18 protein-coding genes are annotated in these 25,622 nt (G+C 69.0%); 11 read left to right on the forward strand and 7 right to left on the reverse strand.

Annotation, left to right across the window (positions count from 1 at the left end):
- Positions 1 to 14: 14 nt before the first annotated feature.
- Together gnd and zwf are read left to right on the forward strand one after the other, a co-directional pair.
- Positions 15 to 1,046 carry a phosphogluconate dehydrogenase (NAD(+)-dependent, decarboxylating) gene (gnd, locus tag ACFVXE_RS09670; RefSeq protein WP_389670473.1) on the forward strand — a complete coding sequence of 344 codons (1,032 nt, stop codon included), beginning with the start codon at positions 15 to 17 and terminating at the stop codon, positions 1,044 to 1,046.
- A 207-nt stretch (positions 1,047 to 1,253) separates the two neighbouring features.
- Positions 1,254 to 2,663, forward strand: coding sequence for a glucose-6-phosphate dehydrogenase (gene zwf, locus ACFVXE_RS09675; RefSeq protein ID WP_389670474.1), 1,410 nt, complete (start codon positions 1,254 to 1,256; stop codon positions 2,661 to 2,663).
- Between the two features lie 255 nt (positions 2,664 to 2,918).
- Here zwf and ACFVXE_RS09680 read toward each other — a convergent pair whose 3' ends face one another.
- Together ACFVXE_RS09680 and ACFVXE_RS09685 are read right to left on the reverse strand one after the other, a co-directional pair.
- Positions 2,919 to 4,481, reverse strand: a complete 1,563-nt coding sequence (locus tag ACFVXE_RS09680) for a DUF4139 domain-containing protein (RefSeq protein ID WP_389670475.1) — start codon at positions 4,479 to 4,481, stop codon at positions 2,919 to 2,921.
- A gap of 8 nt (positions 4,482 to 4,489) precedes the next feature.
- On the reverse strand, positions 4,490 to 6,565 hold the full coding sequence (locus ACFVXE_RS09685) for a DUF4139 domain-containing protein (RefSeq protein WP_389670476.1): 2,076 nt from the start codon (positions 6,563 to 6,565) through the stop codon (positions 4,490 to 4,492).
- A 329-nt stretch (positions 6,566 to 6,894) separates the two neighbouring features.
- Here ACFVXE_RS09685 and ACFVXE_RS09690 point away from each other — a divergent pair, with 329 nt between their 5' ends.
- The 8 genes from ACFVXE_RS09690 to ACFVXE_RS09725 all read left to right on the forward strand — a co-directional run bounded on the left by ACFVXE_RS09690 (position 6,895) and on the right by ACFVXE_RS09725 (position 12,288).
- A complete protein-coding gene (locus tag ACFVXE_RS09690) occupies positions 6,895 to 7,581 on the forward strand; it encodes a HemK2/MTQ2 family protein methyltransferase (RefSeq protein ID WP_389670477.1) in 687 nt (228 codons plus the stop codon).
- A 13-nt stretch (positions 7,582 to 7,594) separates the two neighbouring features.
- Positions 7,595 to 7,843: a CDGSH iron-sulfur domain-containing protein gene (locus ACFVXE_RS09695; RefSeq protein ID WP_389670494.1), complete on the forward strand. Its 249-nt coding sequence runs from the start codon at positions 7,595 to 7,597 to the stop codon at positions 7,841 to 7,843.
- Complete coding sequence (locus ACFVXE_RS09700) at positions 7,824 to 8,891, forward strand: iron-containing redox enzyme family protein (RefSeq protein ID WP_389670478.1); 1,068 nt, start codon at positions 7,824 to 7,826, stop codon at positions 8,889 to 8,891. Before ACFVXE_RS09695 ends, ACFVXE_RS09700 begins: the two co-directional genes overlap by 20 nt.
- Positions 8,892 to 9,323: 432 nt before the next feature.
- The gene (locus ACFVXE_RS09705) at positions 9,324 to 9,596 is read left to right on the forward strand and encodes a hypothetical protein (RefSeq protein ID WP_389670479.1); all 273 of its coding nucleotides are present in this window, start codon (positions 9,324 to 9,326) and stop codon (positions 9,594 to 9,596) included.
- Positions 9,593 to 9,979, forward strand: a complete 387-nt coding sequence (locus ACFVXE_RS09710) for a hypothetical protein (RefSeq protein WP_389670480.1) — start codon at positions 9,593 to 9,595, stop codon at positions 9,977 to 9,979. Before ACFVXE_RS09705 ends, ACFVXE_RS09710 begins: the two co-directional genes overlap by 4 nt.
- 288 nt (positions 9,980 to 10,267) lie before the next feature.
- On the forward strand, positions 10,268 to 10,795 hold the full coding sequence (locus tag ACFVXE_RS09715) for a YbhB/YbcL family Raf kinase inhibitor-like protein (RefSeq protein ID WP_389670495.1): 528 nt from the start codon (positions 10,268 to 10,270) through the stop codon (positions 10,793 to 10,795).
- A gap of 197 nt (positions 10,796 to 10,992) precedes the next feature.
- Positions 10,993 to 11,718, forward strand: a complete 726-nt coding sequence (locus ACFVXE_RS09720; protein WP_389670496.1) for a type 1 glutamine amidotransferase domain-containing protein — start codon at positions 10,993 to 10,995, stop codon at positions 11,716 to 11,718.
- A 168-nt stretch (positions 11,719 to 11,886) separates the two neighbouring features.
- Positions 11,887 to 12,288 carry a PPOX class F420-dependent oxidoreductase gene (locus tag ACFVXE_RS09725; protein ID WP_389670481.1) on the forward strand — a complete coding sequence of 134 codons (402 nt, stop codon included), beginning with the start codon at positions 11,887 to 11,889 and terminating at the stop codon, positions 12,286 to 12,288.
- A 370-nt stretch (positions 12,289 to 12,658) separates the two neighbouring features.
- On the opposite strand, the gene ACFVXE_RS09730 is transcribed toward ACFVXE_RS09725, so the two are convergent.
- The 5 genes from ACFVXE_RS09730 to ACFVXE_RS09750 all read right to left on the reverse strand — a co-directional run bounded on the left by ACFVXE_RS09730 (position 12,659) and on the right by ACFVXE_RS09750 (position 22,683).
- Complete coding sequence (locus ACFVXE_RS09730) at positions 12,659 to 13,012, reverse strand: VOC family protein (RefSeq protein WP_389670482.1); 354 nt, start codon at positions 13,010 to 13,012, stop codon at positions 12,659 to 12,661.
- 184 nt (positions 13,013 to 13,196) lie between these two features.
- Positions 13,197 to 14,195, reverse strand: a complete 999-nt coding sequence (gene gap, locus ACFVXE_RS09735) for a type I glyceraldehyde-3-phosphate dehydrogenase (protein WP_389670483.1) — start codon at positions 14,193 to 14,195, stop codon at positions 13,197 to 13,199.
- Between the two features lie 126 nt (positions 14,196 to 14,321).
- Positions 14,322 to 15,278 (reverse strand): GlxA family transcriptional regulator, encoded by a 957-nt coding sequence (locus ACFVXE_RS09740; protein ID WP_389670484.1) that lies wholly within the window; start codon positions 15,276 to 15,278, stop codon positions 14,322 to 14,324.
- Between the two features lie 285 nt (positions 15,279 to 15,563).
- Positions 15,564 to 16,046 (reverse strand): hypothetical protein, encoded by a 483-nt coding sequence (locus ACFVXE_RS09745; RefSeq protein WP_389670485.1) that lies wholly within the window; start codon positions 16,044 to 16,046, stop codon positions 15,564 to 15,566.
- Positions 16,047 to 16,071: 25 nt separating this feature from the next.
- On the reverse strand, positions 16,072 to 22,683 hold the full coding sequence (locus tag ACFVXE_RS09750) for an RHS repeat-associated core domain-containing protein (RefSeq protein WP_389670486.1): 6,612 nt from the start codon (positions 22,681 to 22,683) through the stop codon (positions 16,072 to 16,074).
- Positions 22,684 to 25,022: 2,339 nt separating this feature from the next.
- Between ACFVXE_RS09750 and ACFVXE_RS09755 the strand changes: the two genes are divergently transcribed.
- A complete protein-coding gene (locus tag ACFVXE_RS09755; RefSeq protein WP_389670487.1) occupies positions 25,023 to 25,262 on the forward strand; it encodes a hypothetical protein in 240 nt (79 codons plus the stop codon).
- The last annotated feature ends 360 nt before the right edge of the window (positions 25,263 to 25,622 follow it).

Raw genomic sequence — 25,622 nt, forward strand, 5'->3', positions numbered from 1 at the left:
CCAGGAGGCGCAACATGCCGACAGACAAGCCCATGCAGCTCGGGATGATCGGGCTCGGCCGGATGGGGGCGAATCTGGTGCGTCGGCTGATGCAGGACGGCCACCGTTGCGTCGTGTCCGACGTCAACGCGGACGCCGTCGCCGAACTGGCCGGCGAGGGCGCGACGGGCGCAGGCTCACTCCAGGACTTCGTCGCGAAACTGGACAAGCCACGGGTCCTCTGGCTCATGCTTCCGGCTGCGATCGTCGATTCCATCCTCGACCAGCTCGAGCCGTTGCTGGAGCCCGGCGACATCCTGATCGACGGCGGCAACTCCTACTACCGCGACGACATCACGCGCGCCAAGCGTCTTGCGGGCAGGTCGCTGCACTATGTCGACTGCGGGACCAGTGGTGGGGTCTGGGGGCTGGAGCGCGGCTACTGCCTGATGATCGGCGGCGAGGACGAGGTCGTGGCTCATCTCGACCCGATCTTCAAGACGATCGCTCCCGGCGAGGGCAGCGCCGAGCCGACGCCGAGCCGGACCCGGACCGACGGCACCGCCCCGCTCGGGTACCTGCACTGTGGGCCGAACGGCGCCGGGCACTTCGTGAAGATGGTCCACAACGGGGTCGAGTACGGGATGATGGCCGCGATCGCCGAGGGCCTCAGCATCATCAAGCGTGCGGACGCCGGAAAAAGCCGGCAGGAGGTCGACGCAGAGACGACGCCGCTGCGCGATCCGTGGGCCTACCAGTACGACATCGACGTCGGCGAGGTGGCCGAGGTCTGGCGGCGCGGCTCGGTCGTCGGCTCGTGGCTGGTCGACCTGATCGCCGACGCCTTCGCCGGCTCGCCCTCCCTCGCCGGCTTCGCCGGGCGGGTCTCCGACTCCGGGGAAGGCCGCTGGACCGTCCTCGCCGCGGTGGACGAAGGCGTCCCGGCGCCGGTCATCACCACCTCGCTCTACGAGCGCTTCGAATCCAGGGAGGGCGGGGAGTTCACCGACAAGATCCTCTCGGCGATGCGCTCGGAGTTCGGCGGGCACGCCGAGAAGAACGGCTGAGGGCCGTGCATCACGAACTCGAAGTCGTCGCCGACCCCGATGCGGTCGCCGGCACCGCGGTGGTGTCCCGCCGGCCGGGTCGAGGCGGCGTCGCTCGTTCCCGTGGACGCGGCGGCCGGCCGGGGCCCTGCTGGCGCCGGTGCCCAGCCGCCAGCATGACCATGATGTTCGACCCTCTTGCCGTGCCGGCTCCGTAAGGGAGATCAGATGGCTTCGAACTCGTCGAACGCTCCCGCAGACGTGCTGGTCGTTTTCGGGATCAGTGGCGACCTCGCGCGAAAGATGACGTTCCGCTCGCTCTATCGGCTTGAGCGGCGCAAGCTGCTGACCTGCCCGATCGTCGGAGTGGCACGCGACGACTGGTCCGACGACGCGCTGCGTGACCACGCCCGCGCGGCGATCGAGGCAGCGGGCGAGCCGCTCGACGACAGTGTCTTTGCCCGGTTCGCCGCCCGACTCAGCTATGTGCAGGGCGATTACGCCGACCCGGAGACGTTCAGTCGCCTCGCTCGGGCGGTCAACGGCAGGCGGCGCCCCGTCTTCTACCTGGAGATCCCACCGTCGCTGTTTGCCCGGGTGGTCGGGGGCCTGGCAGACGCCGGACTGACCGAGGGCGCCCGGGTCGTCGTGGAGAAACCATTCGGGCACGACCTCGCGTCGGCGCGCGCCCTCAACACCGAGCTGCGTCAGCTCCTCGACGAGGATCAGCTGCTGAGGATCGACCACTTCCTCGGCAAGGAGCCGGCGATGGACATTCTGTTCCTGAGGTTCGCCAACTCCGTGTTCGAGCCGGTGTGGAACCGCGACCACGTCTCCTGCGTGCAGATCACCATGGCCGAGGATTTCGGGGTCGAGGACCGCGGGCACTTCTACGACCCGGTCGGCGCGCTCCGCGATGTTGTGCAGAACCATCTGCTGCAGCTGCTCGCCCTGGTGGCGTCCGAGCCGCCGTCAGGCGCCGATGCGGACGCGCTCCGGGACCGCCGGGTCGATGTGTTCCGGGCGATCCCTGACGCCGACCCGGCCCACTACGTCCGCGGGCAGTACGAGGGGTACCTGCAGGTTCCCGGCGTGCGGCCGCGCTCGCGCACCGAGACCTTCGTCGGGTTGCGGCTGGAGGTCGAGAACTGGCGCTGGTCCGGGGTGCCGTTCTTCATCCGCGCCGGCAAGTCGCTCCCCGAGCGGGTGACCGAGATCCGGATCGTGTTCAAGCGCCCGCCGCGGCTCGCGTTCGCGGAGCGGCTCGCGCCCGAGCCCGACCAGTGGATCCTGCGGATCGATCCGAGTCCCGGCATCAACTTCCGTATTCAGGCCAAGCAGCCGGGAAAGCAGGACACTCAACTGGTGGACCTCGACCTCCTCTTCGCGGCCGAGCTGGGTGAGGCTCCCGAACCGTACGAGCGCCTGCTCAGTGATGCGATGCAAGGCAACGCGAGCTTGTTCACCCGAGAGGACTCGGTGGAGGAGACGTGGCGAATCGTCCAGCCCCTGCTGGAGGTGCCCGGCGACCCCGAGCGCTACCGGCAGGGGACCTGGGGACCGGCGGGAGCGAGCAAGCTCGTCGCCGGATACCCGCGATGGCACGAACCGTGGCTGCCGGCGAAGTCCCCCGACTGACACAGCCCCGCCCCGCACCTGGCGGATGCAAGTTGATCAGGCCACCTGCGTGAGGAACGATCCCGACGAGGAATGCGGGGAGCACAGCAGCGCTACAGGCAGAACATCGACCATGCCGACCGCCGGGTTCGGCCGAGCTTCCTGGGCCGACAGTGGTGACGGCACCCCGGCCGGGGCCGTCCCGACAACAGCGCGGGACAGCCGGCGGGAGCCCGGATCACACCTGCATCAGCAGGCGTTCAGCGGCCCTCGTGCTCAGAGCCCGGTGACTTTGGCGCTTGCCGACAGCTCGTAGACCAGGATGACCGTGCGGTGGCCGCCGGGTGGGAGCGTGACGTCCCAGCGGGCGATGCCCTCGGCGTCTACCGCGTCGGGCGCCGGGGAGCACGAATCCTTGTGCAGGCGTATCTCCACCGCCGATACCTCGGAGACCGGGATCCGCTCCCGGAGGACGACCACCCGCTCGCCGTTCTCCCCGGGGGCGGAGAACCGGGACAGGTGCAGCCGGACCGTGCGGGTGACCACGGTTCGCTGAGTGATTCCGGCGGAGTCACGGGACTCCTCGGCATGCCGGACCACCCTGTAGTCGTCGCAGCTGCCGACGGCCAGCTCGACCGGGGCGCCGGGGGCGGTGAAGTCGAGCGTGCCACGGCCGCTGAATCCGCTGCCGCGGACCAGATCCACGGGCCCGGCAAGCAGCGCGTGACCGGACAGGTTGTGGAACCGCACCACCTGGGTGACCAGCGGGGACAACTCCGGTGAGCAGACGTACTCACTGGACGCGGCCGTGGTGAACGCGGAGAGCGGCACTCGGTGGGCGCGGCCGTCACCGGGCACCGAGACCGGCGCAGGGGATCGCAACACCCGCGCCTCGCCGCCGTCGTCCACCCCCGGCAGGCCGAGCACCGGGGCCGGGCCGAGGGCTCCGATCTCCTCCTCGCGCAGCTCGACATCGACCGTGCGGCGCTCCGCTGCGGAGCGGTCCTTGAGCGTCAGCCGGTCCTCGTCCAGCCGTGGCGGATCGGTGGCCCGCGCCGAGCGGGCCGTCGACAATGTCAGCCGTGCGTCCGACCAGTCCTCACCCGTGCGCTGCCAGACCATCGCGTCGGTCTCCAGAGTCAGGGAGTCCCCGTCGAGCACGGCCCGGTAGGCGGGCCGCCACAGCGCGCACGGGGTGAGGTGGCTCAGGCGCAGCCCGGCAGGCCCGGCGACCTCGGCCTCCACGGTCAACTCGATATGGCCGACCAGCTCGGCGGGCTCCTCCTCGGAGAGGAGCATGACCCGCTGGGCTTCCCCGAGTTCGGCGGCGAGGGAAGCCAGCCGGGCCTCCACGGAGCGGAGTTGCTCGCCGTGTGCGTCGCGTTCCTCGTCCACCCGGTCGAGCTCACGGGTCCAGCGCGGCCGGTCGGTCTCCCCGGAGCCGGCACCTTCGCCGACCTCCCGCAGCAGATCGGCGGCGACGCGGCCGAGCAGGTCGAGGCGGGCGTGCAGCCGGTCGCGTCGCTGCCCCACGGCCAGCCGCTCCTCTTCGAGGGCGTGTACGCGGTGGCGCAGGGCGGTGTCGTCGCCGGTGGACGACCGCGGCCCGTGCGGCGTCCAGTCGCGGACGATCCGCATGTCGAGCACGGTCGTGGGGTGATCGGCGGTCAACTCGGCGTGGAGGGTCCGGTCGACGGCCAGCGCACTGACCGGCCCGAGGCGCAGCCGCTGGACCCCGGCCTCCAGGTCGAGCACGACGGCGCGCTCGATGTGGGCACGATCCTCGAAACATGTGACGGTAGTGACGGGGAGGGCGATCGGCTCCGGGACCGTGGACATGGTGTGTGTCAGCTCCTGCGGTTGCCGCCGACCAGGGCCTTGCCGGTCGGGATGCGGATCTCGTAGCCGCCGTCGAGGGCGGCGGTGTCGCCTGCGGGCAGGTCCAGTCGCCAGACGCGGGTGCCCGGCGCATACCGGTCAGGCCCCGCGCCTTCCTCGGGCTCCGTCCAGTCGGCCCGTTCCTCGATCCTGACGTCCGGGTCGGTGGTGACCGGCACTCGCTCGCGGACTTCCACGGTGACGGTCCTGGCGAGCCGGTTGGCCAGCTCCACGTGGACGCGGTGGTCGAGCACGGTGGTGTTGCCCCGCAGACCCGAGGTCGACTCGCGCAGGTTCGTACGGTGGGTGACTCCGATGCCCTCGGCGGGCCCGAGCCCCACCCGGCGGACACCGCCGGGGGCGAGCGTGGGCAGTGCGGCGGTCAGCAGGAAGTCGTCGTCGACGGTGACCTCCACCGGGCCGGCCAGCAGTGCCTGGTCGGTGTCGTTGGAGAGCACCAACGTCGCGTACACGGCCTGCTCCACGGACGGCACGCAGAGGTACTCGGTCCGCAGGCCGACCGGGATCTCGCCGACGGTGACGGTGTGCCAGGTGCCGTCCGAAGGAATGTCCGCGCGGGCGGCGGTATCGAAGCGGTGGTCGAAGGAACCCGCCGACTCCCTGGGCCGCACGGCCTGTCCGGGCAACGGCAGCACGGCGACCGTTTCGGCGCGGCGGCGGTACTCGGCGGCCACCGGGTCGTAGGGAGAGCCGGGGAACAGCCGGCCCCTGCGACCACTCTGCTCGTCGGGGCCGCACAGGACAACGGCGGCGTAGTCGAGCTCGGCGCCGCTCGGCTGCGGCGGACCGGCCACCTGCGCCGGCGGGGGCGCCGGCACAGCCCCGCCGGGAGCCGCGGGCGCCATGGGGGCGGGAGCATCCGCGAACGATCTGCTGCCGGCCCGCGGCCTGTCGCCCGGTCGCGGGCCGGCCGGCTGCGCGAGGGCGGGCATCCCGCCGCCGAGGAGTCCAGGGGGAGCACCGCCGGGCGCCGGGGCCGGAGCCGGCGGACTGCCGTAGCTCTGCGGCAGGGGAGGCGGTGGTGGCGGAAGGGGACCGCCCGCGGAAGCTCCGGGTGCGGAGCCGGCCGCTACGGCCGGGAGCGCGGCCGCCGAGGCCGGGCCGGGGCCTGCCGCCTCGTACCCGGAAAACAGGTCGGCGAGCCCGGCCGGGGGCTCACGCCAGCCGGAAGGCGCAGGGGCGGGCTGACTGCGTCCGATCCGGATCGAGCGGAGCCGCGGCAGGTCGGTGCGGCGTCGAAGATCGGCGGTGGCCAGGGCGATGCGCACGCCGGTCCAGTCCTCGCCGGTCCGCTGGGCGACCGAGGCGCGCAGCACCAGACGGCCCGTTCCGTCGCCCTGACGGTGGGTGAGACGGTAGGCCGGCACCCAGACGGCGCCCGGCGCCCCGTATTCCAGCTCCAGCTCCACCTCCGCGTCACCGGTGCCGACGAGGGTCAGGACCGCGCAGACCGTGGTATCCACGTGCGCTGACGGCGCGTCGGTGGACGCGCGGGCGAGCCGGTCGGAGGCGACGGCGAGCTGGTGCTCGACGTTCTGCAGTGCCTCCTCCAACTCGACCAGTCGCCTGTGCAGTCCCGCCAGCCGCTCGTCGACGAAGTCGGCGAGCTCCAGCCACGCGTCGACCGGTGTGCGGCGGTGCGGGTCCTCGCGCCTGCGGACAGGTGGGACCGGACGGAGCGCCCGGACCTCCTCGATCCGGTTCAACTGCCGGTCCCGGCGCCCCTGCGCCGCCGCATGCTCGTCGCTCAGCCGCTCGACCTCACCCCGCAACTCTTCGGGCCTGCCCGTGCCGAGCGGCTCTGGCTCGACTTCCACCCGGGCCTCGGTGACACGCACCCCGGGGGCGCCCAGGACGCGGGCCCGCAGCGAGCCCGGGTCCAGCGAGCGGGGCAGTCCCGTCACCCGCACCCGGCCGTCGGGCGGCACGCTGCCCCGGGCCAGACGTCGGCAGACGGCGCCCTGCGCGTACACCACGACCGAATCGAGGGTCGAAGCCCACCTCTGTGCCGAATCAGCCGCCATGTGCTCCGCCCCCGTCGCGTCCACGCTGAGCGGAAGCTTACGCCCGAGTCGTCTGTGCGTCCGTGTGGAATCAGGAGGCCGGCGTCCCGGACCACAGGCCCGAGTGGGCCCGGCAGGTGAGAGCCCGCACGGGTGGTGGGCGCGGGACCGGAACGGACATCGGATCCGGCTGCCCGAATAGAGGCTCTGGAGCATGTGATCACCGGCAGGGGGCAGGAGGAAGACCCCCACCCAGGTGGCGGCGGACTGCGGATGCGCCGAGCCTTGATGGAGCGGGTTCGCCCCCGGCGAGTCACCGGAAGGGTCGCTTTCCCCAACGGAGGTTCCCGATGACAATCGCTGCCGCTCGGCCCATGGATCTCGGGAACCTGTGGACTCTGCCCGGGGTCTACGCCCCGCAGGCCGACACCCACCTGCTTGCCCGGGCCATGGATGCCGAAGGGATCGCGGCAGGCACGGACGTCCTCGACGTCTGCACCGGGAGCGGCGCGCTCGCCCTGCTGGCCGCGCGAACGGGGGCCCGGGTATCGGCGACCGACATCTCGTGGCGGGCGGTGCTGACCGCCCGAATGAACGCCGTCCGCGCCGGACTGCATGTCCGGGTGCGGCACGGCGACCTCATCGGGCCGCTCGCCGGGCAGCGCTTCGACCTGGTGGTGAGCAATCCGCCGTACGTGCCGAGCCCCCGCGCCCACCGGGCCCGCATCCATCGACCCGGCGTCGCCTGGAACGCCGGCTGCTGCGGGCGGCAGGCGGTCGACCGGATTTGCGCCTTCACCCCTGGTGTGCTGCGACCGCACGGCGTGCTGCTCATGGTCCATTCCGGGCTCTGCGGAGTCGAGGAGACATTGAGACAGCTGACCGACACCGGCCTGCGCTGCGCGGTGGTCGAGCGGTCCCATGTGCCGTTCGGACCCGTGATCACCACGCGACTGCCATGGCTGCGAGCGCAGGGCCTGATCGGCGCCGACGAGAACAGGGAGGAACTGGTGGTCGTCCGTGCCGAACGAAGCTGATCGCCCCAGGCGGGTGACCGTCGACCGTGACGGTCCGATCCTGATCGAAGGACCGGTGGAGGTTGTGGGGGAGGACGGTACGACCACCAGGTCCGACCGGTTCGTCGTCGCCGTCTGCACCTGCCGTCGCAGCCGCGCCTACCCGTGGTGCGACACGAGCCACCGCGGTCACAGAAAGTCCTCCGCCACCGGGCACCACGCCGATGTCGACCAGCGCTGCGCCACCGACTCCGAGGACCCCCATGACGGCGACCACAACTGACCGCAATCGCACGGAACCCGCCCTTCCCGTGGCCAGAGGTCCCATCAGCGCAGCTCTGATCGCTACGCTCGCCGCGCCGCACAAGCCCTCACCGGATGTGTCCCAGGTGCAGGAGGCCGACCCCTACGGGGACGATCTGCACGTGGCCCTCTACACGCTCTACGAGATGCACTACCGCGGTTTCGCCGGCGTCGCCGAGGACCGTGAGTGGGACCCCGAGCTCATGCCGCTGCGCCAGGCACTCGAAGAGCGTTTCCTCGGCGCCCTGCGTGCCGATGTGCCCGGCCGGGACGTGGACACGGTGTTCGGCGGGCTGTTGCTGGAGTCCGACGACCACCGGGACGGCGTCGCCCACTATCTGGAGCACGAGGGAGAGGTGGGGCAGATCCGCGAATACGCCGCTCTGCGCTCGCTGTACCACCTCAAGGAGGCAGATCCTCACGTCTGGGTGATTCCCCGGCTGCGAGACCGGGCCAAGGCCGGAATGGCTGCCGTCGAGTACGACGAATTCGGTGCCGGCAGGGCCGAGAACGTCCACGCCCGGCTCTTCGCCGAGCTGATGGCCGACCTGGGGCTGGAAACCAGGTACGGCCACTACCTCGACGCGGCGCCGGCCCCGGCCCTCGCCGTCGTGAACGTGATGACACTGTTCGGCCTGCGCCGTGCGCTGCGTGGCGCGCTGGTCGGCCACTTCGCGTGCGTGGAGGTCACCTCGTCGCCGGGCTCGCGCCGACTCGCGGCGGCAATGCGGCGCACCGGGGCCGGCCCAGCCGCCGAGCGCTTCTACACGGAGCACGTGGAGGCCGACGCCGTACACGAACAGGTCGTGCGCCGAGAGGTGATCGGCGGCCTGCTCGCCGACGAGCCGCACCTGGAGGCCGACGTGGCCTTCGGAGCGGATGTGACCATGTTCCTCGAGAACCGACTGGCCGCCCATCTTCTGAAGGCATGGCGGGCCGGGAAGCCGGCCCTGCTTCGCCGACCGACTGACGACGGCTCTCCGACTCAGGCCGGCAGGCCGTGTCCTTCCGGGCGGCCGGAGGCATGAACGCCATCGACCGCGGAACGCCGGGAGCCGTGATCGTCGGTGAGCCTGGCACACAAGTGCCACGCTGCGCCGCGGTGCGGTGCCGCGCGCGGTGGTCCGGCTACCCGTGGCGGCCTACGGTTGAGCGGTGGGAGTGCCGCGCTGGACGGAGTGGCTGCGGGCCCGGGACCCGGGTCTGACCGCCGTACGGCGTTCCGCACGGGTCACGGTTGTGGCGTGCGCGGGGTTCTATGCCGCCAAGTACGGGCTGGGTGACCGGACGGTCGCGATCTACGCGCTGTTCGGTGCCGTGGCGGCGGGCGGCCTGTCGTCCGTGCCGGGGACGCCGCGTCAACGGGCGACGACGCTGCTGGCGGCCCTGCCGCTCGCGGCGGGGCTGGTGACGCTCGAACGTGGCTGGCGGTCCACGGGTGGGCGGCGGCGCTGGACGTGTTGGCCGGGGCGCTCATCGGTGCCTTCGTCGGGCTGCTCGCGTGGCCGCACGGCGGTACGGGCGAGTTGCGACGGGCCTGTGCGCGGGTGCTGGACCAGGGCACCCGCGCGGTCACCGAAGTCACCGACACCATCACCGAGGGCGGTCGGACCACCGACCTGCCCAGGGTGAGACTCGCGCAGCGGATCGCGGAGGCGAGCTACGCCCAGTACGCCACCGACGGCAGACACCGCGGCGAGGGACGGCAGGCGCCGAGACCGACTTCCAGGTGATCATGCTGGTGGGCAACCGGGTCATCACGATGGGACAGGTCCTGCTGGACAACTGTCCGCCGGGCGCGCTGTCCGCGTGGCCGCGGAGCGCTGCGCACCTGCGCGACGCCGCCCACCGGCTACGGCTCGGGTCGCTGCCGTTCAGCCACGGCCTGCGCTCCGGCCAGGATCAGCCCGCTCCCGTGGGCGGCCATGCCGATGAATCCCCGGCCGACACCACTGTGATCCATGACGTCTGCGTCGCCTCGGCAGGCCGGGGGCCCGACCCGCTGCTGTACTACGCGGTGGACGCCGCCATCTGGATGGCCAGTCTGCAGCGTGCGATCGGCGCGGCCCGCACACCGCCCACGGTGAGCAGGACGAAGACATCGCCGTGGCATTGACAGCCTGAGCGCGGAGCGGGCGTCCCGAACTCGGCGGGTGCCATTGCTCGATGCCGCATGACCCCGACTCGAATTGCCAACCGGTACTGCCGGCCATAGCGTTGAATTTTGGGCGCCGCAACGATCGGACGGTTGCAGGCTGGGTCCTCAAGAGCTTCGATGAATTCACCCCGAGGAACTCGAAGACAGACTTGCTGGAACGGGCCGGCGATGCCCCTGCGTGCGCTGCGTGTTTCGCACGGACATCTCAGAAGCCTTCATCGAGATGTTCGGATGCGAAGGAATACCATGATCAAACCCTATGGCCCCTACGATTTCATGCCGCGGATCAGGACCTTCTCGCTCACCTCGGAGTCCGTTGCCGACGGCGGGCAACTGGCCCGCGAGCAGGCGAGCGGAATCTTGGGAGCGGGCGGCTCGGACGTATCACCACAGCTGAGCTGGTCCGGGTTCCCGGAGGAGACGCGAAGCTTCACGGTGGCGATGTTCGACCCCGACGTGCCCACTGCCTCGGGCTTCTGGCACTGGGCCGTGGCCAACCTTCCTGCTGCTGTGACCGACCTGCCGGCCGGGGCCGGAGACGGTGGCGCTCTGCCTGGCGGCGCGGTGACGCTGACCAACGACGCCGGCTACAGAAGGTACCTCGGTCCGGCGACGCCCCCGGGCAACGGCCCGGACCGCTACTTCCTCGTGGTGCATGCCGTCGACGTGGAAGAGCTGGAGGTTTCCGAGGCAACGACCCCTGCCTACATGGATTTCCTCCTGTTCACGCACGCTGTCGCGCGAGCCACCATGTACGGCACCTTCGAGCGATGAGCGACCGGTCGGAAGCTCGGCCTTCCAGAACCCCTGCCTAAGCAGATGGGACGGACGCCGCAGGGAACCGAGACGCGGAAGCGCAACCCCGGATCTCCGGAAGTGCAGCCGCTGGGGAGACCACTGAGAATTGATCCACATGTTTGACGCAGTCGTCCTGCCCTCTTCGGGGCAACGTCATTCCAGAGGAGCGTCCCATCGTGAAGATCCTTTGCGTGCTGACCGGCGCGAGCTACTGGACCCTCAAGGACGGCCACCGCCACCCGACCGGGTACTGGGCCGAGGAGTTCGTGGCGCCCTACAGCGTGTTCACCGAAGCCGGCCACCAGATCACCGTGGCAACTCCGGGTGGAGTCGTGCCTGTTGTGGACACGATGAGCCTGGAACCCCGTATGGCGGGCGGCGAGGAGAACGCCCTCGAGCAGGAGGCCGTCATCGAGTCGGCGGATGGGCTGCGCCATCCCCTTTCCCTCAACGATGTGCGGCTGGAGGACTACGGCGCGGTCTACTATCCGGGAGGCCACGGCCCGATGGAGGACCTCTCCGTCGACCCCGACTCCGGAGCGCTGCTGCGCAAGGCACTGGCTTCCGGCAATCCGCTCGGCATCGTCTGCCACGCCCCGGCCGCTCTCCTTGCGACGCGTGACGCGAACGGCGACACACCCTTCGCCGACTTCCGTGTGACGGGTTTCTGCAACGAGGAGGAGGCAGGGGTCGGTTTCGCCGACAGAGCCAAGTGGCTGCTGGAGGACGAGCTGAAGAAGCTGCCCACCGAGTACTCGCGGGGCCCCGCCTGGGAGCCGTACACGGTCAGGGACCGCAACCTCTTCACAGGGCAGAACCCTGCCTCCTCCGGCCCGCTCGCCGAAGAGATCCTCAAGGCCCTCACCGCGGCGCCGCTGCCGAACGCTCCGCTCAACTGAAGGTACTGGACGGCCTGATCGGAGCCGGCAACAGGCTGCCGCCCGGGGCGACGCGGTGGATCCGTACAAGCTGGTGATCGGTTTCACGGAGCGGGGGAGGGCCGGGCTGCCCGCTGCGGATACCGTTGCCCCGAGCAACCCGCCCGTACCGATCTCTGGAGTACCCCTGTGCCCGTACCACTCGGCGAGGACGTGGTGGCGCTGCTGCGCCGCCCCAGCACCTGCTACATCGCGACGACGATGCCTGACGGCTCGCCGCAGCTCACCCAGACATGGGTCGACACCGACGGCGAGCACGTCCTGATCAACAGCGTCGAGTCGCATCAGAAGACCCGGAACATCGCACGCGATCCGAGGGTGGCCGTCGCAGTCGCCGACCCCTCGGACCCGGCCTCCTACGTCCAGATCCGGGGCCGTGTGCTGCGTGTGACCACCGAGGGGGCGGTGGACCACATCGAGGCGCTGGCGCAGAAGTACCTCGGCGGGCCCTACCCATGGTTCGGCGGTCGCGACCAAGTCCGGGTGATCTACGTGATCCGACCCGAGCGGATCAGCAGCCCCCGTGGCTGATGCGAAGCGGCACGTGCACGTGCCGCTTCGCGGGATCGCACGGTCGACGAGGCCGGCCGAACTCGGGGCGACCAGGTGGGTGCAGGTGCTGGAGACGACGAGGGACCGTCCCAGGAGCGTGGCGACGGCCGCGTGCCGGTGTGATTCAACATGCCTGTGAGCGTGCGGAGTCGGTGATGGATCGGACAGCCGCCGTGCCGGGGGTGCAGCCGGCCTCACCCCCGGCCTCCAGGAGGTACCGCATCCTCCGGCGTACCGCCGACGGCCTCCTCGGCCGGCGGATCCTTGGCGAATGCCGGCAGCCCGCGCTGCTCAGCTCACAGGCTCTCCGCGAGCGGAGCACAGGGTGGTGGCCTCGTCCCACCATGCGTCAGAAGTACTGGACCAGACAGAATTCGTGCTCCTCGGGATCGGCCATGACGACGACCACTCCCTCGTCGTAGTCGTGCCGCTCGCCGGTGAACCGACCGCCGAGGGCGACGACCTGGGCCATGCCGTGATCGATGTCGTCGACCGAGACGTCCAGGTGCAGCCGGACCTTGCCGGACTTCCGCTCGGCCACGCGCTGGAAGACGAGCCGCGGCTGTGGGTCGCCATGATGGCCGAGATAGACCCAGCCCGGCCGGGACGGCCCCGGCGGGCGGTTCAGCAGGGTGCTCCAGAAGCCCGATACCCGCTCCAAGTCGACACAGTCGACGGTCACTCCCACCCAGTGGTTCGCCATACCCGTCAGCACTCCTTGTCACGCCGGATCTCGACCTGTGGGACGTCCGCCGGCGGTCTCGTGGCCGACCTGGACTGCCACGGCACGGCCGAGCGCTCCGGTCGGGCGGTTCGGCCGGCCGGAGCGCGGACGGGACGTGCCGGGCAGCGCGGTCCCCTGGCGTCCGGACCGCCCTGGCGCCCGTTCAGCCGGTCGCGAGCAGCGTGACCGTGTCGATCACGCGGTTCGAGAAGCCCCACTCGTTGTCGTACCAGGCGACCACCTTGATGTGGCGGCCGTCTACGCGGGTGAGGGACGAGTCGAAGATCGACGAAGCCGGATTACCTGTGATGTCGGACGACACGAGCTCGTCCTCCGAGTACTCGAGTACGCCGGCCAGCGCCCCCTCCGCCGCGGTGCGGTACGCCGACAGCACCTCTTCACGTGTCACATCGCGGGCCACGGTCGTGTTGAGCTCGACGATCGAGCCCACCGGGACAGGCACACGGATCGAGTCGCCCGACAGCTTGCCGTTGAGGTTCGGCAGTACGAGACCGATCGCCTTGGCGGCGCCCGTCGTGGTCGGCACGATGTTGACGGCGGCCGCGCGGGCGCGACGGGCGTCACGGTGCGGACCGTCCTGCAGGTTCTGCTCCTGCGTGTAGGCGTGCACCGTGGTCATGAAGCCGTGCTCGATACCGGCGAGCTCGTCGAGCACCGCGGCCAGTGGTGCGAGGGCGTTGGTCGTGCACGAGGCGTTCGAGATGATCGTGTGCAGGGCCGGGTCGTACGCATCGGTGTTGACCCCGAACGCGAGCGTGACATCGGCGCCGTCCGACGGCGCGGTGACGAGTACCTTCTTGGCCCCCGCGTCGAGGTGGGCGCGGGCGGCCTTGGCCGAGGTGAAGCGGCCGGTCGCCTCCAGCACGATGTCGACGCCCAGCTCGGCCCACGGCAGTTGACCGGGCTCCCGCTCGGCGAGCACCGTGATGCGACGGCCGTCGACGACGAGCGTCGTCCCGTCGACCGTCACCGGGCGACCCAGCCGGCCGGCCGTGGAGTCGTAAGCGAGCAGCCGCGCAAGGGTGGCGGGCTCCGTGAGGTCGTTGACGGCGACGACCTCCAGGTCACTGTTGCGCTCGAGCAGCGCGCGCAGCACATTGCGTCCGATGCGGCCGAATCCGTTGATGGCGATACGAGTCATGAGAAGTGTCCCTTCGGTTCGCCCTCAGATTCGCGCCTCGGCATCCGTCCACGACAGCGGCGTGATCGCCACGGTTCAAAAGGATCCCGCCACCACGTTCAAAGGTTCCCGCCTCGCGTTGTCGGGCTACTCGCCCTGAGCGAAGGTGCGCCGGTACTCGCTCGGCGTGGTGTCGAGGATGCGCTGGAAGTGCAACCGCAGATTCGCACCGGTGCCGAGTCCGACGTCGGCGGCGATCTGCTCCACGCTCCGCTCCGAACGCTCGAGCAGCTCGCGGGCCACGTCGATCCGGGCGCGCATGACCCACTGCATCGGCGTGTACCCCGTGTCCTCGACAAAGCGTCGCGAGAAGGTGCGGGGCGACACCGCCGCATGCCGGGCGAGCGCATCGAGGGTGAGGGGCTCGCCGAGCCGGTGCAGCACCCACTCCCGGGTGGCGGCGAACCGCTCGCCGAGCGGTTCGGGCACGCTGCGCGGCACATACTGCGCCTGACCGCCGCTGCGGTACGGGGCCGCGACCAGACGCCGGGCTGCGTAGTTCGACGCGGCGACTCCGAGGTCGCCGCGGAGAATGTGCAGGCACAGGTCGATGCCCGAGGCGGCACCGGCCGATGTGAGCACGCTGCCCTCGTCGACGAAGAGGACGTTCTCGTCGACCTGGATGAGCGGATGCTTCGCCGCGAGCGCCCGCGTGTAGTGCCAGTGGGTCGTGGCGCGTCTGCCGTCGAGCAGGCCGGTGGCGGCCAGCGCGAACGCGCCCGTCGAGATGGCGGCGAGGCGTGCGCCCCGGCTGTGGGCGGCGACCAGAGCGTCGATGACTGCCTGCGGCGGGTCCTCGCGGTCCGGGAACCGGTAGCCGGGGACGAAGACGATGTCGGCCCAGGCGAGCGCGTCGAGCCCGGAGGCGACGTAGTACGACAGGCCGTCGCCGCCGGTCACGAGGCCGGGTGCCGCGCCGCACACCCGTACCTCGTACGGCATGCTCCCGCGGGTCGTGAAGACCTGCGCAGGAATACCGACATCGAGCGGCTTCGCACCTTCGAGCACAAGGACGGCAACACGATGCAGGCGGGAGGCTGGCACGGGGAGAAGAGTACGCGGTGCGGTGCCGCGACACGGGCAGCCTCCGCACCACCAGGACCCGCCGGGCACGGGCACCCGGGCGGGTCGGGCCGGCCGCTCACGAGCACGCTCTCCGGCTGACGTGATGTGCCGCCCGGTGGCCCGCCTCGACGCCCGTGACGCTCAGGGGTGAGGAGACAGACACACTGCGCCGAGACGGGGGCGGCTCAACCGGGCGAGCCGCGGGAGGACAACGGAGAAGGCGCGTCCGCGAAGATCGCGGACGCGCCCTGAACCCGTTCGACGCTATGTGTCGCAGGGCTCGGCCAGTGCCTCTCGCAAGGCGGCGTCCCGCCGGAGTGTGCCCGGTTCCGCCCGCGCCTCCAGTGCTGCCAGCAGCCGTCTCCGGTCAGGGAGCCGGATCAGCAGCAGAGGCATCTCCGTCCGTTTCTCTCCGCTGCCCTCCAGCACGAGAACGCTGTGCCTGCTGGACCCGCCGGTGCGACGGACGCTCACCGAGACCAACTCGGTCCAGGCGATACGCGTCACATGCCGCCCGAGCCGAACGGTCACACCCTCCCGGTCCAGGCTGACTCCGGTGAGACGGGTGAGCGCCGACACGGCGAGCAGCGCGACGAGCAGCCCGCTCCACACCATCCGGCTCCGGACGTCCTCGCTCAGCACCACTCGGGGGAGGAGAAGCACTGCGCCGGGCGCGACGAGGAGCAGCCCGAAACGAAGAGCGGGACGGATGGTCAGATCCGGCTCCGGACGTGTCCGAGGGGACATTTCACCGCCTCCTCCTCGTACATACTCACTCTCTTCCACAGATCTTGCGGAGGTTGCTGATCAGCGGATCGATGGGTGCCGACCGCATTCCTGGGAGCTTCCCGAGAACCGCACCCGTCCCGCCCATCGTCGCAACGTCCGCGCCGAGGTACAGGGACGACTCCGCGCAGTCCCAGCCCGAACCGTAGCTGCATTTGTCCACGGTGAGAGCGGCCTGGGTCAGAGTGGTGACTGCCAGCGAGGTCCAGAACACCACGCTGACCGCGGCGACTGCGAAGGGTGCGCATCCACCCACGGTGAGGATGGTGCAGGCGGCGCCGACACCGGCGGCCACAGCGGTTGCCGCGGTCGCGATCGCGTTGACATGCGATATCACGCTGGCGTGCTTGTGAATGAATCCCGTGACGCTGCCCCAGCCGAACATGCCGGTCGGGTCGATGAGGTTCAGGGGGTTGTCGTCGACGTAGGCATACGCCTCCAGGGTGTTGTCGATCTCGGGATCGACCGTGAGGAACAGCGCGGTGGCGGGATCGTAGTAGCGGGCGCGGAGGTAGATCAGTCCGGTCTCCGCATCGGTGTACTGCCCGGTGTACTGGAGAGCCGTCGCAGCCGATCCGGTGTGGCCGATGACCGCGCCGTACGGGGTGTAGTCGTAGGTGCAGTCGACCGTGCCGCTGCTGTCCGTGAGCGCGCGGGTGGAGCCCAGTTGGTCGTGGAAGTACCACTGGGTGCCGTTCGACGCGATCTGCTCGACGGGCGCGTCGGCGGGACCGTAGACGTAGTCCGTGGTGCCGTCGAAGAGCAGATCGGGGACCTGTTCGGCGTCCCAGGTGAAGGACGTCGTGGTTCCGCCGACGGTCTTTGCGACACGCAGCCCGTCACCGTCGTAGGCGTAGGTCGCCTCGCCGGAACCGGATGTGACACCCGTGAGGCGGTCGCCCTGGTCGTAGGTGGAGGTGGTGGTGCTGCTCCCATCGGTGGCCTTGGTGCGGTTGCCCTGGTCGTCGTAGCTGTAGGTGGTCGCTCCCGTGGGTGCCGAGGCGCAGTCCGGGTCGGCAGGCATGCTGCCGGTGGTCGACCAGCACAACTGGTTGGCTGCGTCGAAGGCCTGGCCGCCGGCACCGACCTGAACCGGGTTGTCGGCTTCGTCGTAGGCGAACGACGTGACGCCGGAACCGGCGGTGGCCGACTTCACCTGCTCACGCGCGGTGTACTGGTAGGTCTGTGCGCTGCCGGGAACCCCGGTGGGGGTCTCGCCGGCGAGCTGGCCCGCATCGTCGCGGGAGTAGACGAGTGAGGCGAGCGTGGTCGAACCCTTGGCAAGGGTGTCGGATGTCGTCCGCCCGGCGTCGTCGTAACCGGTGGTCGCAGTGGTTCCGTTGGGGTAGGTGGTGGTCTTCCACTGGCTGTCGGCGTTGTAACCGAACGTCGTCGATCTGCCGTTCCAGTCCTTGACGCCGGTCATCCGGTTCGCCTTGTCGAACGTCCGGGAGACCGTCCCTCCGATGCCGCCCGGGTAGGTGACGGAGGTGGTGTTGTTGTTCTCGTCGTAGCCGTAGCCGACCGTGCTTCCGGCGCCGTCGGTGTGCGAGATCAGGTCGCCGAAGACGTCGTAGGTCCACGTGCTGGTGCCGGTGCCGTCGGTCATCGAGGTGCGGTGCCCGGCGGCGTCGTAGTCGGTGTCGGTGACATCCGGTGTGGCGGGATCGGAGTAGTTCATGCCGGTGACGTTGCCGGCCGGATCGTAGGTGTAGGTGGTGGTGCGGCCCGACGGGTCGGTGACCTCGGTGAGGTGGCCGGCTCCGTCGTACTCGGAGGTCGTGGCGCGGTGGGACGGATCGGTGCGGCTGCTGCGGTTCCCCTGGGCGTCGTAGGCGTAGACGGTGTCGGCGCCCGCACCGTCGGTGGTCTTCGCGACCGTGCCGTCCGGGTTGTAGGTGGTCTTCAGGACCGTGTCGTCGGGGCGGGTGACGGTGGTGTTCCGGTCCGCGGCGTCGTAGCCGTAGGAGGTCTTCCTGCCGTTGCCGTCCGTCACCGATGTCTTGTTGCCGTTGGCATCGTAGGTCGCACCGGTGGTGTGGCCGACGGGGTCGGTGGTTCTCGTGCGATTGCCCCACGCGTCATAGGCGTATGTGGTGCAGCCCTTCGCCGGCGGGGTGCAGCCGGTTGCCGTGCCTGCCGAGGTACCGGTCGGTGACACGGTGGACATCAGCAGACCACGGCTGGTGTCGTACCCGTACGTGGTCTTGTCGCTCTCCGCGTCGGTGGTGCTGGTGAGGTCGCCCGCCGAGTCGTAGGTGGCGTGACTGGTGTTGCCCCGGGCGTCCACGGCGCGGGTGGCGTCACCTGGGTGGTCGGCGTCCTCGTAATAGGTACTGGTCGTGCGGGCGGCCGCACTGCCGTCGGCCGGCTGCTCGGTGGTGCTGGTGACGATCCCGAAGCCGCTGCCCGCGGCGGTGATGTGGTCGTCCTCGTCGTAGGTGTAGTCCGTCCGCAGCCCGGACGGATCGATGGTGGTGATCAGGTTGTCGTTGTCGTCGTAGACGTGACTGGTGGTGAACCCGCGGGCATCACCGGCCGATGTCTGGTTGCCGTGGTCGTCGTAGGTGAACGTCTGGAGATTGCCGTCCGGGTCACTGATGGAACTGACACCGAGGCTGATCGGGTCGTAGGTGTAGGTCCACGTCCCCGCGTCCTTGCTTCCGTATCCGTGGGTTTCGGATTGGAGCATTCCGTCTGCGTAGTCGTAGCGGACTTCGTGTCCGGCCGGGTCGGTGACGAGCGTCTGGCCCTCGGTGAGACCGGAGTCGAGGTCCGGACCGTAGGTGAACGTGGTCACCTTCCCCAGGGCGTCGGTCTGGGTGATGACTCGCTCGGAGGCGTCGTAGGCCATGGATGTGACCGGTGTGGGCGAGGCGTTGCTGCCGAACTGGGCAGGCTTGCGGATCGACTTCATCAGATGCGCGGACGTGTAGGTGTACTGCGTGTGGTCGTCGTCCTGCAGGCTGGGCGAGCGTGTCGTGCCCACACCGTAGACATCCGTGAGGTCGCCGTTGTCGTCGTATCCGTACGTGACCTTGCGGTTCGCCGAGTCGGTCAGCGCTGTGATGTGGCTTCCTGTCCAGGTCAGCGTGTACACGCGGCCGCCCGGGTCGGTGATGGTGTGAAGGTGGCCGCTTCCGTCGTAGGCCAGCTCGGTGGCGTACCCGGGGGTGGCCTTGCTGCCGATGAGGTCGGTCTCGGTCGTCAGATGTCCGCTCGAGCTGTCGAAGGTGAAGACCTCCTTGGACTTGCGGACGAAGACGTAGTCGGAGCCGTCCTTCTTCAATGTCGCGTCATAGCGCGGGGCGCTGGGCGTGTACGTACCGGAGGCGTTGGTGAACGTGACCTGGGAACCGTCCTCCTGCCTGATGGTGACGTCTCCGCTGGTGCTGTCGGTGCTCGCGCTCAGGTTGTACGAGTATGTCCATCCCCAGCCGAACGGGCCGTCCTCGGCGAGTGCCGCGTTCGGGCCGTCGGAGCTGGCCATGGCCGACGCATAGCTGCGGGTGAAGTCCAGGGGCATGCCGCGGCCGGGTGTCGACAGGTCGGTGAAGGTGTCGCCGAAGTACCCGGTGCTCGTGTCGACGGGGTCACCGGCGGTGCGCCGCACGCAACCACACTGGACCCACGACGGGTTGCTGCCCTTGGGCGCGTCCTTGACCCCCGGTGGGCCGCCGATCGGCTTGCCCGGGGTGCCGCCCTCGGGAATGAAGGCCACCGCGTCGTAGGAGACGTCGTAGTCGGCGTAGTTGATGTTCCCCGAGCCGGTGATGTCGCTCTTGTTGGAGAGCTTGACCGTGGCGCCGTCCTCCATCGCGAATGTGCCGATGGTGACCCATTCCTCGGATCCCCAGTCCTGGTTCACCCGGATCTTCCACGGGCTTGCTCCGCCGCCCGGGTTGATGGAGTAGACGACATTGGTGGCACTGGCGGCAGTGGAAGGGAAATGCAGTTTGATCTTGTAGTACTGCAGCTTCGGCAGGTTCGGCTTCCAGGTCCCGGTGTTGATCTCATCGGGGTTGGAGCCGGTCTCGGTGTGTGTGAACAGCGTATGGCCGCCGAAGCCGACCCCCAGCTGATGGGTGTCGAGCGCGCCTATCGGGTCACCAGCGCTGTTGGTGCCCGGCGTATACGTGAACGTACCGTCCTGCGACCAGTTGGACGACCCGCAGCCCACCAGATTCAGTGGTGGCTGGCTCTGTGATTCGTCGACGACGACCGGGGTGCCATGGCCCTCGTCGTGGACATGAGCGGTGTCCAGGGAGCAGGACGGCGGGTGGGGGTGCGGTTTGACCACCGCGGGCTCGCTGGAGCCGGAGCCCGCTGAGTAACTGCTGGTGGCGCAGGTCGTGGAGCAGTCGGAGATGAAGGTGACGGGCTGGTGCCACCAGCACTGGAAGTCCGAAAGCGAGCAGAAGTCCGCGTTCTGCTTCCCGGTCGGGTCGCAGAGGTTGTCATTGGTGCAGAAGGCGTCGACCGGCGGCATCTGGAGCCAGCTCTTGCCGCCGTGGTAGTCGGGTGTGTCGTACGCAGGCTTGTCGAACCGCAGGATGGGCCGGCCCATCCAGCCCATGATGCGTTCCTGGTAGGGCCAGCTAGCGGGGTGCGAGGCGTCGGCGTACGAATCCCGCAGGTAGGGGGCGCGGGTCGGCGGATAGTCGGGGTTGCGCGGGTTGTTCGCCCAGCCGAGGCCCCAGGTACCGTCGGCTCCGGTGCAGTTGGGACCCGGGGTGCAGCCTGTGGTGTTGCCGAACGCGGCGTTCGGCTGGATGCCCGAGTTGTAGGCCCACGCGGCGAAGTACCAGTTCTCCAGGTACTTCGGGTCGCCGCCGTTGACGGTGATACCCGCGTCGTACAGCTGGTTCCAGGTGCGCTCCAGGATCTGCAGCCCGGCTGCCATGTTCTCCTGGTAGTCCGTCGCGATCTTCCACTGGCCGTGCGCGGAGTACTGTGTCTCGCCGTTCGCCATGCCGGTGGTGACCTGACCGAGGCCGTAGCCGCAGTCCGCCTTGGAGTAGTCCATCTTGGTGATCAGGCCGCCGGCACCGTAGTAGTCGGCGATCAGCGGGTTGCTGGCGATCCCGGGCAGCGCGTGCCATGACGCCTGGCTGTAGTTGCTCTCCTGCGCCACGATCGCCTGGTAGACCGAGCGCGGGACCGAGTCCCAGGAATCTCCGGCCGGGTGCTTGAGCGCGATCCTGGAGAAGTCGTCATTGGGGGAGTACGCGACCAGACCCAGGTTCGCGTAGTTCGCCGGACGCTGGTAGGAGGATCCCACCAGCAGCCCCTGCTCGGCCATCTGCGCCGCCCATGACACCTGTTCGGTACCTGGCTGCATGACCTGGCGGTTCTCCTCGTTCCGGCCCACCGAGCACTTGGGGCTCGTGGCGGCCGCGGTGGTGGCCTCGGTGACCGCAACGCCTTCCGCGGTGGCCGCGGAGGTCTGTCGCGCCAGGGTGGCAACCGTCGCGGTGGTCGCCGTCTTCGGCTGAGCGACCGTGCTGCGGTAGGTCGAAGGAGAGACGGCTGTGCCGGCCGCCGCTTCGGGCGCCGGTGCGGGCAATGACGAACTGGGTCGCTTCGAGCCCCCCGGTACTGCTCGCTTGATGAGCTTTCCGCTCCTGGTCGCCAGGATCAGCGGCGCGGACTGTTCGGTGCCTGCACCCAGCCCCATCACCGCCCCACCGTCCAACGATGCGCTCGTCGCCCCGTTCGGCAGCCCATTCGTCGCCACCTTTCGGATACCCGAACCTGTGACGGCGCTCGTCGCACCGACGGCAAGCGGGTGCCCCGCACGCCCCTGCAGCAGCTGCAGTGCGGTGTGCTTGCCCCGACCGAGCTCGGACAGTTTCCCGGAGCGCTCACGCATGATGAGTGACGACTCGTCCGCACCACGCTGAACTGCGAAGTCGACTCCGCCGCCCGCTGCCGGACGCAGGTCGTACGCCAGCCCGTCGACATCGGCCAGCTTCGACGGGTGCGCCTTGCCGCCCTTGAGCGGGAGACGCACCAGTGAGCCACCCTGCACTCCGACGGGCCCGTCCGCGGTGGGCACCACGCTCGTGACCTGGCCGTCGACCGTGACCGACCGCTGGATCCTGCCGGACCGCATGTCGACCGTCAGCACCTGCGTACGGCGCTGGTCTTCGCCCGGGTTGACGGTGAATTCCGTGGTCTCGCTCATCCCGCAGCCCGGGGAGTGATATTTGAGAGCCACACCTGAGGCCACCGACTTCACCGAACCGGTGTGCAGATCAACCGTGTAGGCGAACGCCCCGTGGTCACGGGCGGCGGCGATATTGACCGACGACGCGGGGAGGACCGTGACCGCGGCGTACTTGCCGTCACCCGAGACGCACTGGTAGCCGGTCCACGCCGAGTCGTCGATACCCGCCGGCCGCAGCACTGCCAGCTCTCGCCAGGTGTAACTGCCGGCTCCGGTGGCGAGTTCGAGGTGGTAACCCGCCCCGTCCCCCCAGCCGTTGACCATGACATCGGCCTCGGGGCCTGTCGCATCCCTGGCCGAGGACGAGAACGCCGGAGATCTGGACACCCCGCCGTCGGCTCCGGGGACGGCGGCGGCAGCCGGGGACATGGTGCCTGCTATCAGGGCCCCCGCGAGCAGCATCACCCCTGACGCCGCCGCTGTGGGCCAGCGCTTCAACGTGATGCGTCGAGGCCGTCTCGAGCGCCTTCTGCGTGGGAACATGGTCCTCATTCCTTGGATGAACCTTCCTCGATGACTCCGCGGCCGCCGGGACGACGTGCCGATCCCGGGTTCGGCGGCGGAGAGTTTTCGTGGGCTCGGCGCGAGTGGCGCGCAGCGCCTGCCGGCGCCCGGCGTCGAGACCGATGGGCCCTGCCGATGAGGGGCGGGCGCCGCGACGGAGTGCAGAACGCGGCCCGGCTCCGTCCCGCAGCGGCTGACGGCTCGGGACCCATGACTCCTTCTGTCGGACCGGCGGGCGCGGTGGGCGGGGCAGCGAGCGGGCGGTGACATGGCGGATGTGGGCCCGTCCGGCGCCCTGCACGGCTGATCTCTCGTGAAAATCCGGAGGAACGCCCAGCGCATCCGGGAGGGTAAAGAAGCTTAAAATGTTGTCAGTCTTTAAGGAAAATGTCCGCGCCCCGCCGGTGATCCGACCGTGGAGAAGTGTCCGCATGGGGGCGGGTTGAAAATTTCGATGACGTCGGGAAAGTGTTCTCGAAATCCTTGTCGGATTCCGGTTGTCAGTACTTGTGTGGTCGCGAGCGAAGATATTCCTCTCCTTCAATTTCTTCGCATCGGGAAATGTCTGCTGCGCCGCGGGGATCTTGTTCGTGGTCGCGTGGCACCGTTGCTACCGCGCTCACCTCGGGTGTCCACGGTGGTGGGACGTGTCCGCCGCATTCCCGTGAAGGTCGAGCGGACGTGTGCTGCCGGTGCGGATCCTGTGGCCGTTGCTTCATTCGACTCGCGTCAGGTTTCGGAATCAGCCCGCCGACACATATTTTCGTTGCGTATTGCATTCAGTTGTCTGCAGAATTGCAGGCGTTCGGGTTCTGCCGATGCAGCGGCGGACGTCCAGTTGCTGCATCTTCGAGAAGACATCAATCCTCCATGTATCAGGAAAGTAACGCCGCGCTGCGAGCCAAGGATGATCACCCCACCCTCACGTCGTCAACACACCGGCAAATCGGATCCCGAGGCAGGAGCTGTCAGAAATCTCCGGAGACACTCTGCGGCAAAAGACCCCGCACCGGATCACATCAGGCACCTCTGTATCGAGCAAAGGTTTACCCAACGGGCGGTCTGGTGCGGGGACTTGGCATATGGGATGCGTAAAAAAGGCTGACGCGTTCTCGAAATGTGAGACCGGTGGATGAAGGTGAACGTCGGCGACCGGTCCGTGGTGTGGTTCAACTGGCCGGATCGGTGCGGATCTGAGGCTCGATCATTGCGCTGCCTCCCCGGTGGCAGACGTTCCCGCGCTGCTGAAGCCGCGTGGGGATGCCGGTTGGTCACGGCGGTGTGTCTGATCGGTCGTGTCTGCGGGACGGTTGTCGTCGAGGCGTGCTCGGTACCGGATGCCCGCCGGGCCACGTGTGTCGGCGGCAGGTTGGGCGGAGCTTGCGACGCTGGTCAGGGCGGCGAGTGAGAGTCCTCGACTGCCGGCCGGGGTGTGTGCATGGGGAGGCGTTTTTCGGAAGAGGCCTCAAGAGTCGGCGCCGTGGACCCTCTTTCGAGATCACCTTCCTCCGGGGTGGTGACACCGCGGCCGGGTACCAAGAGTTCAGCGCATGGCCGGTCAACTTCCTTTTGTGTCAGCCGACTACGGGAAGACTCCGTGCTGGGTCCGGTCCGACACGTCATCGGAGGCCGGGAGTGTTCTGTCGGGGGAAATGCCCGGCAGGAAATTCTCCTGACGTCCGGAAGAATGTCCGTTTCGAGTCGTGCACTGAAGACCCGTTTCTCCTCTTTCATTTCAATTCGGGGGTGGGTCGTCGGCCGGGGCGGGTGATTGAGGCGCCTGGGTCCTCGACTCCGCGTTTTCACCGGTCCGGAAGGCATTTCGTTCCCACTCGACGCCTCCCTGGTGCCCTCGTTCACCTGCTCATACTTCATACGGGTGAGACGCGGCTCCGGGGCGTGACCACCGATAGGAGCGGTGCAGGGGCGGACATCGCGGTCCCGGCCCCGACCATCGGCTGCTGACCTGCGAGATCGACCAGGTTCCGTACACATTGCTGAAGGAATCACCTGCTACTAACGTGAGGGCTGTGAGAGGCACAACCGGGGGTACACCCTCCGGGTGGCAGGGTTACTGAAAAACGGGAACCGGTCAGCTGCGAAATGTGCACCCCTATGCGGAAGGTGGCCTCTGTGCACCGCGCGCGTCATGTGCATCACGGCCACCCACTATCGATTTCGGTGGTGGAAGGAAGTAGAGACTCATGCGAGCACCTCATATCAAGCGTTCCCTCGCGGTAGCAGCCGCGGGTCTGATGCTGGCCGGCGGTGCCGCCGTTGGTGCTGCAAGTACGGCGTCGGCTGCTCCGGCTCATCCGGCATACGGGGTCAGCCATTCCTATGACGGCTGCGGCTGGTGGAATGACGGCTACGGCTACTACGACAGCGGGTACGGCTACTACGACGGGTATGGATTCGGCGGATACGGCTACGGTTGGTACTGAACCGGATCCGTGAAGGTGAGAGAAGCAGCCCCCTAGAACGCGGGGGCTGTTTTTTGATGGGGCAGGGGCGGTACTTGTGCGTCTCGCCGGAATGCCCGGTCTAGTGCTGTGACCGGAAAGGTTCACCGGCTCGTGCCGCCCGGCACGGCACCTCGCCGCGTTGTCGCATCACCCGAGTACATCCAGTACGCGGGCGATGCTCCGCCTTGCGATGCACCGCACCGGACAACGCGAGCTTCCCGGCAAACCTTTCCGGTCACAGCACTAGCCTCGCCGTTTCGGTTGGGCTGAGGCGGCTGCGTTGATCATCAACTGTTGGGTGGTCGAGGCGATTCTGTTGCCTGGGCATGGTGGAGTCCC

Origin of the sequence: Streptomyces sp. NPDC058231 (assembly GCF_042882275.1) — a bacterium.
Classification (GTDB): Bacteria; Actinomycetota; Actinomycetes; order Streptomycetales; family Streptomycetaceae; genus Streptomyces.